The organism is Micromonospora sp. KC606 (assembly GCF_004348675.1).
GTDB lineage: Bacteria > Actinomycetota > Actinomycetes > Mycobacteriales > Micromonosporaceae > Micromonospora.
In genome coordinates this window covers 1-14,421 of sequence record NZ_SMKN01000148.1, presented here as the reverse complement: position 1 = coordinate 14,421, position 14,421 = coordinate 1, and the positions used below count along the sequence as shown (strand labels likewise).

9 protein-coding genes and 1 pseudogene are annotated in these 14,421 nt (G+C 73.9%); 3 read left to right on the top strand and 7 right to left on the bottom strand.

Annotated elements, in window-relative coordinates:
- Positions 1-904 (bottom strand): annotated as a pseudogene (locus E1193_RS22835) (bifunctional 3'-5' exonuclease/DNA polymerase); the annotation flags it as partial.
- A 146-nt stretch (positions 905-1,050) separates the two neighbouring features.
- On the opposite strand from E1193_RS22835, the gene E1193_RS22830 reads away from it, so the two are divergent.
- A complete protein-coding gene (locus tag E1193_RS22830; RefSeq protein ID WP_132185235.1) occupies positions 1,051-2,829 on the top strand; it encodes an ABC transporter ATP-binding protein in 1,779 nt (592 codons plus the stop codon).
- A complete protein-coding gene (locus tag E1193_RS22825; protein ID WP_132185234.1) occupies positions 2,826-4,616 on the top strand; it encodes an ABC transporter ATP-binding protein in 1,791 nt (596 codons plus the stop codon). Before E1193_RS22830 ends, E1193_RS22825 begins: the two co-directional genes overlap by 4 nt.
- Here the strand turns inward: E1193_RS22825 and E1193_RS22820 are convergent.
- Genes E1193_RS22820 through E1193_RS22795 form a run of 6 tightly spaced genes read right to left on the bottom strand, consistent with a single transcriptional unit; the run spans position 4,594 to position 13,500 of the window.
- Positions 4,594-5,232 (bottom strand): biotin transporter BioY, encoded by a 639-nt coding sequence (locus tag E1193_RS22820; protein WP_132185233.1) that lies wholly within the window; start codon positions 5,230-5,232, stop codon positions 4,594-4,596. The two genes, E1193_RS22825 and E1193_RS22820, sit on opposite strands and share 23 nt — an antisense overlap.
- Positions 5,229-6,899, bottom strand: coding sequence for an allophanate hydrolase (gene atzF / locus E1193_RS22815; RefSeq protein WP_207922813.1), 1,671 nt, complete (start codon positions 6,897-6,899; stop codon positions 5,229-5,231). Before atzF ends, E1193_RS22820 begins: the two co-directional genes overlap by 4 nt.
- Complete coding sequence (gene uca, locus E1193_RS32575; RefSeq protein ID WP_132185231.1) at positions 6,896-10,462, bottom strand: urea carboxylase; 3,567 nt, start codon at positions 10,460-10,462, stop codon at positions 6,896-6,898. The genes atzF and uca overlap by 4 nt, the downstream gene beginning before the upstream one ends.
- Before the next feature lie 16 nt (positions 10,463-10,478).
- Positions 10,479-11,102 carry an urea amidolyase associated protein UAAP2 gene (locus E1193_RS22805; RefSeq protein WP_132185230.1) on the bottom strand — a complete coding sequence of 208 codons (624 nt, stop codon included), beginning with the start codon at positions 11,100-11,102 and terminating at the stop codon, positions 10,479-10,481.
- Complete coding sequence (locus E1193_RS22800) at positions 11,099-11,911, bottom strand: urea amidolyase associated protein UAAP1 (RefSeq protein WP_132185229.1); 813 nt, start codon at positions 11,909-11,911, stop codon at positions 11,099-11,101. Before E1193_RS22800 ends, E1193_RS22805 begins: the two co-directional genes overlap by 4 nt.
- Positions 11,908-13,500, bottom strand: a complete 1,593-nt coding sequence (locus E1193_RS22795) for an amino acid permease (protein WP_132185228.1) — start codon at positions 13,498-13,500, stop codon at positions 11,908-11,910. The genes E1193_RS22800 and E1193_RS22795 overlap by 4 nt, the downstream gene beginning before the upstream one ends.
- A gap of 182 nt (positions 13,501-13,682) precedes the next feature.
- Here E1193_RS22795 and E1193_RS22790 point away from each other — a divergent pair, with 182 nt between their 5' ends.
- Positions 13,683-14,327 carry a TetR/AcrR family transcriptional regulator gene (locus E1193_RS22790; protein WP_132185227.1) on the top strand — a complete coding sequence of 215 codons (645 nt, stop codon included), beginning with the start codon at positions 13,683-13,685 and terminating at the stop codon, positions 14,325-14,327.
- Positions 14,328-14,421 lie beyond the last annotated feature (94 nt).

Below are 14,421 nucleotides of genomic sequence, written 5' to 3'. Positions count from 1 at the left end.
GGAAACGCCCGTCGCGGACCCAGGCGTCCCGCCACGCCCGGCCGTGCGCCGTCCAGATCCGGTAGAGCTCCTTGTACTCCAACACCAGCGGCACCGCCGGGTGGTCGACGCCGCGCAGCACCCAGGCGCGGGTGTTCGGCAGCTCCACCCCGGCCCGGGCGAACGCCCGCAGCAGCTCCGCCGGCGAGTCGGCGTGCACCTGCCGTACGCCGAACGCGTCGGCGATCCGGGCCGCCAACTCGGCCAGCCGGCGGGGCGGCCCACCCACCGGAGACACCTCGCCGAGCAACTCGGCGAGGATCGCGTCGTGCACGTCGGCCCGCCAGGGCAGGCCGGACGCGCCCATCTCCACCGCGATCAGCGCCCCGGCCGACTCGGCGGCCACCAGCAGCCGGAAGCGGCCGGGGTGCGCGGTGGCCGCGATCCGGGCCAGTTGGTCGGCGTACACCCGGGTCAACGCCGCGCTGCCCGGAGACGGCGGCCCGGAGACGGCGTCGAATAGCGCGCCCTGGCCGTGCCCGGGCGGGGCCGGCGGCCGGGGCGGTGGATCGGCGGGGACGACGGCCCCGATCAGCCGGGCGTACGCGGCGGCGAGCGACCGAGGCTCGCCCCAACGGCCGGCGTGACCGAGCAGCAGGGCCTCGGTCAGCTCCACGTCGTGGCAGCGCTCCAGCCGCACCCCGGCGCGCAGCAGCGCCGGGTAGAGCGCCGCGGCCGAGGCGAGAACCCAGCGCGGACGCCCGGCGGCCTCCCGGGCGGCAACGGCGGCGGCCAGGTCGGTGGCCCGCTCGGCCGGCCCGGCGGGGCGGCCGGCGCCGTCGAGCGGCTGGAGCACGCCCCCACCCTGCTCATCCGCCACCACCGCCACCCGCACGGCTGCGATTCTGCCTCGCGCCTGTGACACACGGGCCGGCTCGGCAGCCGCCACCCCCGACGGTGTCCGGCCGCCCCGGCCCGACGCGGGCACCCCGGGGAGAAGCGGCCGGGCCCGGCGCCCGACGCCGGGAAAAAGGGGCGGTGAGGTACGGACCGGATCGGTAGCGTGGGTCGGTGCCCCCGCAGATTCCGCATCCCGAGCCCGGCACACCGGACCTCGGCGGACCGCTGCGCTACCTGTGGTGGCTGGTCCGCTGCCAGCCATGGCGGGCGTTGCGCGGCAGCCTGCTCGGCACCGCGTGGATGGTCGGGCTGTCGGTCCGGCCGTTCCTGATCTCCCGGGCGGTGGACGACGGGCTGCGGGCCGGGAACGTCCGGGCCCTGGCCGCCTGGGTCGCGGCGATCGTCGCCGCGGGCCTCGGGCTGGCCTGGCTCGGCATCATGCGGCACCGCACGATGACGTTCATCCGGGAGGACGCGAAGGCTCGCTCGGCCGCGCTGGTGCTGCGGCAGCTCGCCCGGATCGGCGCGGTGCTGCGACGCCGGGCCGTCGCCGGTGAGGTGGCCACCGTCGGCGGCTCCGACATCGACTGGACGGCGCAGGTGCTCACGTTGACCGGCCCGGGCGTCGGCGCGGTCGTCGGGTACGCGGTCGTCGCCGTCGTGCTCTGGTCGATCTCTCCCCTCCTCGCGCTCTGCGTGCTCCTGGGGGTGCCGGCGGTCGGCCTGGTCGTCGGCCCGCTGCTGCGCCGGCTGGACGGGGCGGAGTCGGTCTACCGGCAGCAGCAGGGCGAACTCACCGCGCGCTCCGGCGACATCGTCGCCGGGCTGCGGGTGCTCGCCGGGGTGGGCGGCCGCGGCCTGTTCGCCCGCCGGTACGCCGCCCGTTCCCGGGACCTGCTCGCCGAGGGGTACCGGGTCGGCGCGGTCAACAGCTGGATCGACGCCGCGATCGTCGCCGTGCCAGGGCTGTTCCTCGCGGCCGTGGTGTGGCTGGGGGCCCGGATGACGGCGACCGGCGAGATCAGTGTCGGGCAGCTGGTCGCCGTGTACGGGTACGTGGCGACCCTCGTCGTGCCGGTCTGGTTCCTGTTGGAGGGCAGCCACCAGTTCATCCGGGGACGGGTCGCCGCCCGCCGGATCATCGCCCTGCTCGCCCTGACCCCCGACGACGTCGGCGGACCTGGTCCCGGCGCCGTCCCCGGTGCCCGCCGGCCTGAGCCCGAGCCCGAGCCCGTCCCGTCCCACCCCGCCGACCTGCACGACCCGGTCACCGGGCTGACCGTCCACGCCGGTTGGCTGACCGGCGTCGCCGCCGACGACCCGGCGGACGCCGTCGCGTTGGCCGACCGGCTCGGCCGGTACGTCGTCAGCGACGTCACCTGGGGCGGCCGGCCACTGTCCGCGCGCCCGCTGGACGAGGTCCGCGCCCGTGTCCTGGTCGCCGAGCACGACTCGTACCTCTTCGCCGGGACGCTACGGGAGATCCTGTGTACCCGGCCGGGAACCGGTGACGAACGGATCGCCGAGGCCCTGCGCGCCGCCTCGGCCGAGGACGTCACCGACGCCCTGCCGGCGGGTCTGGACACTTCGGTCGGCGGCCGGGCCCGGACGCTCTCCGGCGGCCAGCGGCAGCGGATCCGCCTGGCGCGGGCGCTGCTGGCCGAACCGGAGGTGCTGATCCTCGTCGACCCGACGTCGGCGGTGGACGCGCACACCGAGGGGCGGATCGCCGAGCGGCTGCGCACCGCGCGGACCAGGCGGACCACCGTACTGATCGCCACGTCGCCGCTGCTGCTCGGCCGGGCCGACACGGTCGCCCACCTGCACGCCGGCCGGGTCGTCGCCACCGGCACCCACCTCGACATGCTCGACCGCGATCCGGGCTACCGGGCCCTCGTCGACCGGGGCAGCGCCGACGATCCCACCGCGCCCCACCGGGTCCGCCCGTGAACGGCCTGCCGGTGGCTGATCGCGGCACGGTCCGGCGGGCGCTGCGCGGCCTGATCCGCCGGGACCGGCGCGCGGTGACGCTCCTGCTGGCGCTGCACGGCGCCGCCGCGATCGCCGGGCTCGCCCCGCCGTGGCTGCTCGGCGCCATCGTCGACCGGGTCGGCGCGGGCGCCGGGGTCGCCACCGTCGACCGGCTGGCCCTGGCGATCGGCGGCGCCGTGGTGGCGCAGGCGTTGCTCTCCCGGTACGCCCAGTACGCCGGCCACCGGTTCGGCGAACGGGCCGTCGCGCAGTTGCGCGAGGAGTTCGTCCGGTCCACGCTGCGGCTGCCCGTCTCCGTCGTCGAACGGGCCGGCGCCGGCGACCTGGCCACCCGCAGCTCGGTCGACGTGGCGACCGTCGGGACCACCGTCCGGGACGTGGTGCCCACCATCGTCATCTCCGCGGTGCAGTTGGCGCTGCTGTTCGGGGCGATCTTCCTGCTGCATCCGCTGCTCGGCCTGGCGGCGCTGGTCGGGCTGCCGTCGATCTGGCTGGTGACCCGCTGGTACCTGCGCCGGGCGACCCCCGCGTACCTGGCCGAGGGCGCGGCGGCCGCCGACCTGACCGAGGCGTTGACCAGTACGGCCGAGGGCGCGCGTACCGTCGAGGCGCTGCGGCTCGCCGACGACCGGATCGTGTACGGCACCGCCCGCATCGACCGGCTGTGGCGGGCCCGACGGGCGACGCTGACGCTGCGTACCGTGTTCTTCACGGTGGTGGAGGCCAGTTACCCGCTGCCGGTCGCCGCGGTGCTGCTCGTCGGCGGGTTCCTGCTCCAGGCGGGGATGGTCCCGCTCGGCGCGGTGGTCGCCGCCGCGCTCTACCTGCAACAGGCGATCGAGCCGCTGGACCGGCTGTTGCAGTGGACGGAGCAGGCGCAGCGGGGCTTCGCCTCGTTCGCCCGGGTGCTCGGCGTCGGCCTGGTGCCGCCGGAGCCACCCGGGCGGGCGTCACCGCCGCGGGGCGAGCGGCTGGTCGTCCGCGACGCCCGCTTCTCCTACCCCGACGGGAAGGACGTACTGCACGGCATCGACCTGGAGGTGAGCCCCGGTGAGCGGCTGGCGGTGGTCGGCCCGTCGGGGGCCGGCAAGTCCACCCTGGCCCGGCTGCTCGCCGGGATCGACGCGCCACGGCGCGGCGTGGTGAGTATCGGCGGCTGCCCCGTCACCGATCTGGACCCGGCCGAGCGGCGGCGTCGGATCGCGCTGGTCACCCAGGAGCACCACGTGTTCATCGGTTCGCTGCGCGACAACCTCGCCTTCGCCGCCCCGGACGCCTCCGACGAGCGGATGCGCTCGGCGCTGGCCACCGTGGGCGCCGACTGGTCGGCCCGGCTGCCGGACGGGCTGGACACCCCGCTCGGCGACGGCGCCCGGCAGCTCGATTCGGCCGAGGCCCAGCAGCTCGCGCTCGCCCGGCTGGTGCTCGCCGACCCGCACACGCTGATTCTCGACGAGGCCACCGCCGCCCTGGACCCGACCACCGCCCGGCGTACCGAGCGGGCGCTCGCGGCGCTGCTCGCCGGGCGTACCGTCATCGCGATCGCGCACCGGCTCAACACCGCGCACGACGCCGACCGGGTCGCGGTGCTGGAGGGTGGCCGGATCACCGAGATCGGCAGCCACGACGACCTGGTGCGGGCCGGCGGGTCGTACGCCGCCCTCTGGCGTTCGTGGCACGCCGAGCCGCGCGACGAGACCACGGCTGGCCCGGGGCCCCGGGCTACTTCACCGCGCCCGAGGTGAGACCGGTTCGCGGGCCCTGGTCGCGGCGGCAGGACCGCCAGGCGGCGGGCAGCAGTCCGGCCGCGACCACCGTCTTGAGCGCGTCGCCGACCAGGAACGGCACCAGGCCGGCCTGGATCGCCGCGACGGCGTCGAGGCGCAGGGACGCGGCGAGCCAGGGCAGGCCGACGGCGTAGACGACGAGGTTGCCCAGGACCATCGTGGGCATCACGCGCCACGGTGTGCGGTCGGCGCCGCGACGGGCGAGTTCCCCGACGAGGGTCGCGGCCAGGGCCATGCCGAGGAGATAGCCGAAGGTCGGGCCGACGAGGCCAGCGGTGCCGCCGGCGAACCACGGGACACCGGCGATCCCGGCAAGGACGTACGTGAGGCACGCCGCGGGTCCGCGCCACGGTCCGAGTGCGGCGGCCGTCAGCAGTACGGCCAGGGTCTGCCCGGTCACGGGCACCGGGCTGCCGGGTACGGGCAGCGCGATCTGCGCCGACAGGCCGATCAGTCCGGCACCGCCCGCGACGAGCATGGTGTTGCGGACGACGGCTTCGCGGTGCCGGGTCAGCCGGGTGAGTAGCAGGTCGGCGAGGACGTGGCGCGGCGCGAGCAGGGTGACGCTGTTCATCGGGACTCCAGGGCTGCGAGGTGGGCGAGCCAGCCGCCGCGGACGGTGATATCGGGAGCGTCCTCGAGTGCGGCGGTCTCGCACAGGAAGCCGGTGACACACGTTCCGTCGGCGAGCCGTACCTTTCCGAGGACCATGGGTTCCGGCAGCGCGGCGAGGAACCGGCCGAGCGCGGCGGGGGGCAGCTCCCACACCTCGCCCTCGACACCCGCGCCACCGGCGGTAACCCGGACGAGGCCGGGCTTCGGCGGCTGGGTCGGCAGGGCGTGCAGGCGGTACTCCGGGGCGGTGCGGACCCGGCCGGCGAACCGGCCGCCGACGGTGGTGAGCTGCCCGTTGAGGGGCTGTCCGGTCAGGTGCGCGCCGACGACGAGCAGCCGCAGCCCGGCGGCGGCCGGGGCCGGTGCGGGCTCCCCGGTCAGCAGCGCGGCCACGCCGGCGGCGACCGCGTCGGCGAAGCCCCGGGAGATCACCTGGACACCGAAAGGTCCGTCGCTGGTCTCGCCGGCGGGGACGGCGACGGCGGCGAGGCCGAAGAGGTTGCAGAAGTTGGTGTACGTGCCGACGAGCGCGTTGACGCCCACCGGGTCCGCGGCGACCTCCGCGATCGTGGGGTGGATCGGGGCGGTGGGCAGCAGCAGCGCGTCCGCGTCACCCCACTCCCCCATCGCCTCGGCGCGCAGCCGTTCCACGCGCTCGGTGTCGGCGACGAGCACGTGCGCGGGAACGTCCCGGGCTGCGGAGATGATGGCCCCCACGGTCTGGTCGACGCCGTCGGGGTGCGCGTCGACGAAGGCGCCGACGGCGGCGTACCGTTCGGCGACGAAACCGCCGTTGTAGAGCAGTTTCGCGGCGTCGAGGAAAGGCGCGAGCCGGATCGGCCGCAGCCGGGCCCCGGCGGTCTCCAGGGCCTTCGCGGCCTGCTCGAAGGCGTCGAGCCACTCTTCTGACATGCCGACGAGTTCGTCGCGCTTCGGCACCGCGACCACGGGCCGCGGCGGCGCCGCGAGAGGCGCGTGCGCCGGCCACACCGGATCGCTCATGATCGAGATCGCCTGCTGCGCCGTGCCGAGACCGCGAGCGAAGACGGTCACGCAGTCAAGGCTGCGACAGGCCGGAACGACCCCCTCGACGGGAACGAGGCCACGGGTCGGCTTGATCCCGACGATGCCCTGGAACGCGGCCGGTACCCGCCCCGATCCGGCCGTGTCGGTGCCCAGCGCGAGGTCGGCGATGCCCAGTGCCACGGCCACGGCCGATCCGGAACTGGATCCACCGGAGACCCGTTGCGGGTCGCGGGCGTCGCGCACCGCTCCGTACGGGCTGCGCGTCCCCACCAGTCCGGTCGCGAACTGGTCCAGGTTGGTCTTGCCCAGCACGATCGCACCGGCGTCGACGAGCCGCTGGACGGCCGGGGCGCTGCGAGCCGGGAGGTACGCGTACCCGGGGCATCCCGCTGTTGTCGGAAGCCCCGCGACGTCGATGTTGTCCTTGACCGCCACCAGCGACCCGGCCAGTGGCAGGGTCTCGCCCGCCACCAGGCGGGCTTCGAGGGCCGCCGCCTCGGCCAGCACGTCCTCCTGCTCGCGCAGCGTGATCCACGCTTCGGGTCGCTCGCCGAGGGCGAGCCGGGCATACGCGTCGCGTACGCGGTCCTGCGGAGTCATGCGGTGGTCCTTCCGGCGAGTACGAGCAGCGGGCTTCCCGGCGCGACCTGACTGCCAGGGGTGACAAAAATGTCGGCGACCGCGCCGTCCTGCGGAGCGGTGACCACGGTCTCGAGCTTCATGGCCTCCAGCGCGAGCAGCGGCTGCCCCGCGACAACCCGGTCGCCGGGGCGCACGTCGATGCGCCATACGCTGGACACGAACGGCGCTTCGACCAGCGCGCCTCCCTCGGGCACGGCCACTTCGCCGGTGGCCGGCGGCGCCTCGGGCTCGGGCCGCGGGTCGAACTCGCCGGCCGCCGCCCACGCATCACGTTCCTGACCGAAGGCGGTGGCCTGGCGTTGACGGAAGTCCGCGATGGCGGCGGCGTTCTCGGCGAGGAAGTCCTCGTGGTCGGCGAGCCGGAAGGTGCCGTCCTCGATCCGCAGCCGGTGTCGTCCGGCGGCGACGTCGGCGCGCAGGTCGAGCAGTTCCTCGGCGCTGACCGGGTACCAGGAGATCCGGTCGAAGTGGCGCAGCAGCCAGGGCGAACCGGGCTCGAAGCCGCCGGCCTGCCGCCAGCGCGACCACACCTGCACGGTGCGGCCGACGAACTGGTAGCCGCCGGGCCCCTCCATGCCGTAGATGCACAGGTACGCGCCACCGATGCCGACCGCGTTCTCCGGCGTCCAGGTGCGGGCCGGGTTGTACTTCGTGGTAACCAGGCGGTGCCTCGGGTCGAGCGGCGTCGCGACCGGCGCGCCGAGGTAGACGTCGCCGAGCCCGAGAACCAGGTAGCTGGCGTCGTAGACGGTGCGGTAGACGTCGTCGACGCTGTCGAGGCCGTTGACCCGGCGGATGAACTCGATGTTCCACGGGCACCAGGGCGCGTCGTCGCGGACGCCGGTCATGTAGCGGGCGATCGCCTCCCGGGTCGCCGGGTCGTCCCAGGACAGGGGCAGGTGCACCACCCGGCTCGGTACCGCCAGGTCGCGGGTGGCGGGCAGGTCGTCCTCGACCTCGCGGACCACGTCGAGAAGGCGGCGCACGGGCAGGCGGTCGGGATCGACGTGGATCTGCAACGACCGGATGCCGGGGGTCAGGTCGACGACGCCGGTCAGGCCCTCGGCGCGGAGCCGGTCCATCAACGCGTGCCCGCGCATGCGCAGGCCGAGGTCCAGGATCATCGGCCCGTACTCGACGAGCAGGTTGTCGTCACCGCAGCGGCGGTAGGTGACGGCCGGGGCGGCGTCGGTCGGCTCGCGGCGGGCCAGGACGCCGTCGTCACCGGTGACCAGCGGCGTGAGCGGCGTGAGCGGCCGGGCACGCAGGCAAGCCGCGGTGTCGTCGGAGACAGGCACGAACCGTACGGTGTCGCCCGGGCTGAGCTGGCCGAGTTTCCAGCGTTCGGCGGTGACGACGGTGGCCGGGCAGACGAACCCGCCCAGGCTGGGTCCGTCGGGTCCGAGCAGGATCGGCACGTCGCCGGTGAAATCGACCGCACCCACCGAGTACGGCGTGTCGTGGATGTTCGACGGGTGCAGGCCAGCCTCCCCGCCGTCGCTACGTGCCCATCGGGGTTTGGGGCCGACCAGGCGGACGCCGGTGCGGGCGGAGTTGAAGTGCACCTGCCACTCGGCGGTGTAGAAGGCGTCGATGTCGTCGCGCAGGAAGAACTCGGGGGCCGCGTGTGGTCCCTCGGTGACGGCGATCTGCCAGTCCCGCCGGATCGCCGGCCGCTCGTCCCACGGCACCGGGCCCGCGACCGGCCCGGTGGGCGGGCCCTGGCGCAGGACGTCGCCGACGCGCAGCGCGCGTCCCCCGTGGCCGCCGAACTGGCCGAGCGTGAAGGTGGCCGCGCTGCCCAGGTACTGCGGCACGTCGATGCCGCCGGCCACCAGGACGTAGCTGCGCAGCCCGCCGTCGGTCGCCCTGCCGACGTCCAGCACGCTACCGGCCGAGACCTTGACCGGCTCCCAGCACGGCACGCGTACGCCGTCGACGGTGACCGGCGCGTACGCGCCGGTCACGCAGACCGTGGCCGGGGAGGTGAAACGTAGGGCCGGGCCGTCGACGGTGCACTCCAGGCCCGGCGCGCCCTCGTCGTTGCCCAGCACCCGGTTGCCGAGGCGGAACGAGAGGTCGTCCATCGGCCCGGACGGCGGGACGCCGACCTCCCACAGGCCGGTACGCCCGGGCCAGTCCTGCACCGTGGTCAGCGTGCCGGGCCGTTCGACGACGATGCGTGGCTCGTCGTCTCGCACCCCGGCGAGGGTCGCGGTGGAGTGCCGCGCGGCCAGGACCTCCGGGTCGGCGGCCGCGGCTCGCAGCAGGCCGAGGTTGGTCTCGATGCCGTCGATGCGGGTGGCGGCGAGGGCGTCGCGCAGCTTCGAGTACGCCTCGTCGCGGGTCGCGCCGGTGACGATCACCTTGGCGAGCATCGGGTCGTAGGAGGTGGTCACCTCGGTGCCGGCCGCCACCCAGCCGTCGACGCGGACGCCCGCCGGGAAACTCACGTCGGTGACCAGGCCGGCGCTGGGCCGGTGTCCCTGGGTCGGGTCCTCGGCGTAGACGCGGGCCTCGACGGCGGCGCCGGCCGCCCGGCGCGGGGTGTCGAGGACCGTGTCGTCGCCCTGGGCGAGGCGCAGCATCCACTCGACCAGGTCGATGTCGAAGATCTCCTCGGTCACCGGGTGCTCGACCTGTAGGCGGGCGTTGACCTCGAGGAACGAAGCCTGTTCGCGTTCGGCGTCGTAGACGAACTCGACGGTGCCCGCCGACCGGTAGTTCACCGACGCGCACAGCGCCGCCGCCGAGGCGTGTAGCTGTTCGCGGACCGTGTCCGGCAGCCCTGGCGCGGGCGCTTCCTCGATCACCTTCTGGTTGCGGCGCTGCAGGCTGCAGTCCCGGTCGCCGAGAGTCACCACGCGGCCTCTGCCGTCGCCGAAGATCTGCACCTCGACGTGGCGGGCCCACTGCACGAACCGTTCCAGGAAGACGCCGCCGCTGCCGAAGTTGGCCACGGCGAGCCGTTCGACGCGGTCGTACGCGGCGGTCAGCTCTTCCGGGGTGTGGCAGGCCCGCATGCCGATGCCGCCGCCTCCGCCGGTGGCCTTGACCATGACGGGGTAGCCGATGCGTGCCGCGGCGTCGAGGGCCTCGTCGAGGCCGGACAGCAGGCCGGTTCCCTCGATCATCGGCACTCCGGCGGCCAGGGCGAGGTCCCGGGCGGTGTGCTTGGCGCCGAAGGCGGTCAGGTGCGCGGGCGTCGGCCCGACGAAGGCGAGCCCGGCCTGCTCGACGGCGGCGGCGAACCGGGCGTCCTCGGACAGGAAGCCGTATCCGGGGTGCACGGCACCGGCGCCGGTGGACAGCGCCGCGTCGAGAACCCGGTCGATGCGCAGGTAGCTGTCGCGGGCCGGTGCCGGGCCGAGACGCACGGCCAGGTCGGCCGCCCGCACGTGCGGGGCGGCCCGGTCGGGGTCGGAGAAGACGGCGACGGTCTTCAGGCCCATCCGGGCGGCGGTGCGGATGACCCGGCTGGCGATCTCGCCGCGGTTGGCGACGAGCAGGGTGTCGAACATGGGAGGGTCCTTCGCGTCAGGGGGCGGTGACGACCATCCGCACCGGCGTCGGGTCGAAGCCGTTGCACGGGTTGTTGATCTGCGGGCAGTTCGAGACCAGGACCAGGACGTCCATCTCGGCGCGCAGGGCGACGCGCAGGCCGGGCGCGGAGATACCGTCGACGATGCCGAGGCTGCCGTCCGGGTCGACGGGGACGTTCATGTACCAGTTGATGTTGCTGACCAGGTCGCGTTTGCCGAGCCCCCGGCGGGCTCCCTCGATCAGGAAGTTCTCGACGCAGGCGTGCTGGTGCTTGGTGTGGTGGCCGTACCTCAGGGTGTTGGACTCGCGGCTGCACGCGCCGCCGACGGTGTCGTGCCGGCCGACCTCGTCGGCCACGACGGTCATCAGCGGCCGGCCCTCGCAGGAGCGCAGCACGCTGCCGGTGGTGAGGAAGATGCCGCCCTGCGCGGCGAGGGTGTCCGGTGCCGAGTACCGCTCGGCGGTGTCGTCGGCGTTGTAGAGCAGGCAGTCGACGGCCTGGTTGCCGTGCAGGTCGACGATGGTCAGCACCTGCCCACGGCGCACGATCGCCGACCAGGGCGCGCGCGCCGCGACGGTCTCGTCGAGGACGGTCGTCCCCGCAACCAGAGCGGTCATGCGATCCCCCGGGCGGTGAGGTAGTCGGCGGTGTTGAGGAAGGCGCGCTCGCCTTCCGGCGAGCGGGACCAGAGCTGGTCGGTCGGCACGGTGGGCGGTCCGCTCCAGGCCCGGATCTCGACGGAGGAGCAGGTGTACGCGTCGCGCGGGTCGAGCGGGTGCGGGGCGTTGGCGAGCAGCACCGTGACCGGCATCTCGGCGCGCAGTTCCACGCTCGCTCCCGGGCCGGCCGAGCCGAGCCAGGTGAAGGTGCCGTCGTCGCCGACGCGTACCCCCTGGAAGAAGGAGAGGCTGGGGGGCAGGTCCCGGCGGGTCAGACCGTGTTTCGCGGCGGCCAGGGTCAGCAGTTCCCGCCCGGCGGGTGACGGGCCGTGCGGGCTGCCGTCGCCGTACCGTTCGGTGTTGCTGAGCAGGGTGGAGGTTCCGCAGAAGGTGTCGGAGCGGTCCGGCGCTCCGGCGGTGACCGAGGCGAGCACCCGCCCCTGGTCGGAGAGGAGGAGGTGGCCTTCGCCGACGTACGCCTGCCAGAGCACCTTGACGGTGTCGGCGACGTTGAGCCGCTCCCACGGCTCGTCGGCGTTGAACAGCAGCACCGAGACGCAGGCGTCGCCGTGCGGGTCGGTCAGGCGCAGCGTGGTGCCGCGGGCGAGCCGCTTGCTCGCGTAGCCGCCGCCGGGGATCGTCTCGGCCCAGGTGAGATCTTCGCCGAGCCGGGTGGCCGGCACGATCGGCATGCAGTCGACGACGGTTCCGCCCTGGGAACGGGCGTGCTCGCGGGCGCCGGCGGTGGTGGCGGTGGAGCCGGTCATGCGGTCTCTCCTTCCGCGACGGCGGTCGCGATCGGCAGCCGCGGCGGGTGCAGGGACAGGGCACGGGTGCGGTAGCGCAGGTAGGCCAGCCCGCCCACGAGCAGGGCACCGCCGACGAACAACAGGGAGAAGTAGTGCAGGTACCAGTGGCTGCCTTCGGGGTCGTAGACCTCCTGCCGCGGCCAACCGAGGTTGAGAATCATGCCGATGCCGTAGAGCACCGCCAGGACGTTGACGACGATCCCGAACCGTCCGAGAGCGAACAGTCCGCCGCCGCGCTCGGTGCTGGCGGCCTCCTCGCCCTTCGGCCAGCCGCTGAGTCGGCGTACCAGCAGCGGGACCGTGACCAGGGCATAGGCGATGTAGAGCATGACGATGCAGACGCTGGTGATGGCGGTGAACAGCGCTGCCTGACCGATGTTGACCAGCAGCACCGCGATCGCGCCGACTCCGACGACGAGGGCGGGCAGCGCCGGGGTGCCGGTGCGCGGCGACACCCTGCGAAGCGCGCCGGAGAACGGCAGCACGCCGTCGCGGGCCATCGAGAAGATCATGCGGCTGCCGGCGGTCTGGATGGCCAGGGTGCAGACCGCGATGGCGATCGCCACGTCGATCAGCAGGATCCGGCCGCCGGTCTCGCCGAGCCGGCTGGTCAGCACGTAGGGCAGGCCCTCGGTGGCGAGCCGGCCGTCGGTGAGGCTCGGCGCCGCCATCAGGGCGGCCAGCAGCATCAGTCCGCCGCCGATGCCGGAGGCGGCGAGCGCCCGCAGGATCGTCCGGGGTGCGGTGTGCCGCGGGTCGCGCGTCTCCTCGCTCAGCTCGCCGGCGCTGTCGAAGCCCACCACCACGTACGCCGCCATCAGCGCCGAGACCAGGAACGGCCCGACGTACGCCAGCCCCGTACCGGTGCCGCCGGTGTCGAAGACGACGCCCGGGCCGCGCTCGACGTTGAACATCAGGAGCACGACCACCGCGACAACCCCGATGATCTCGAGAGTCACCCCGGTGCTGTTGACGATCGCCATGAGCCGCACGCCGATGACGTTCACCAGCGTGGTGAGCGCGATCAGGATCGAGCCGAGGATGACGGCGTTGGTGGCCCCGCTCGTCGAGGTCAGCGACGGATCGTCGCCGACGAGCTGGAACCCGGACCAGATCGACGGGAGCACCACCTGTAGGGCGATCGCGGCGGCCGCGACGGTGGCGACCTGGGCGATGATCATTACCCAGCCGGCGAACCAGCCGACCATGGCGTTGGAGAGCCGCCGCGACCACTGGTAGATGCACCCGGAGAGCGGGTAGCGGGCGGCGAGCTCGGCGAAGTTGAGCGCCACCATGAACTGGCCGGCGAAGACGAGCGGCCAGGTCCAGAAGAAGGCCGGGCCGCCGAACGAGAAACCGAAGGCGAACAGCTGGAAGACCGTGGTGAGGATCGAAACGAACGAGAACCCGGCGGCGAACGACGCGTAGCTGCCGATGCTGCGGCGCAACTCCGGCTCGTACCCGAAGCCACGCAGGTCCGCCGCATCTGTGGCAGGGTCCGTCGAGCCGGCCGGGGGCGGCGCCGGCGGAGCTGGGGAAAGTGACATGACCGCCTCCTCGGATCGAGCGGCGATCGGCGCCGCCGATAATTCCTGTCGGTTGACAGATTCCGGGGAGTTATCGTTGACGGCGGTTTCTCGGTGGTAAACCTTGGGTTGCGGAATATTGCGGTCTTGTTAACGGCAGAGGACGACAGGGCGACAAGCGACCGGCATGCGACGATTCATACGTGAAGTCGTCACCCTCGGCAGCCCCCGTAGGACGCCCCCGGTCCGGCGCACGACGCCTTCCCACCGCCACCGCCCGCGAGGAGATCCTCGACGCTGCCGCCGAACTCTTCGCCCAGCGCGGCTACGCCGCCACCTCCACCCGGCTGATCGCCGAGACCGTCGGCATCCGCCAGGCGTCGCTCTACTACCACTTCGCCAACAAGGAACAGATCCTCGCCGAACTGCTCGAGGCCACCGTCCGCCCGTCGCTCGCCTACGCGGGGGAACTCGCCGACACGGACCTGGAGCCCGCGGCCGCCCTGCGCGAGTTGGTGAGGTACGACGTCGACGTCCTGCTCGGCGCCCGCTGGAACATCGGCATCCTCTACGCCCTGCCGGAGGTCGCCTCCGAGCCCTTCGCCCGCTTCCGCCGCGAACGCGAACAGCTGCGCCTGACCTACCGCCGGCTCGTGGCCGCCGCCTCCGACACGACCGAGGACACCGACATCACCGGCGACCTCGTCTTCGGCCTGGTGGAGAGCGTCATCGGAATGCGCCGCGACCTACCCGTCCTCCCACCGCGTGAGGAGGTGCAGCGGGCGGTCGCGGCCGCAGCCCTGCGCCTCGTCGGATCGGCAGCGAACCAGCCCGGCGATCTCGGCTGACCACCGCACCGGCAGCACCACAGAGCCTGCCTCCTCAGCCCGACCCGGTCGCCAAACCGGCACGCGAGGGCGCCAGGGACGGCAGCCACCACCC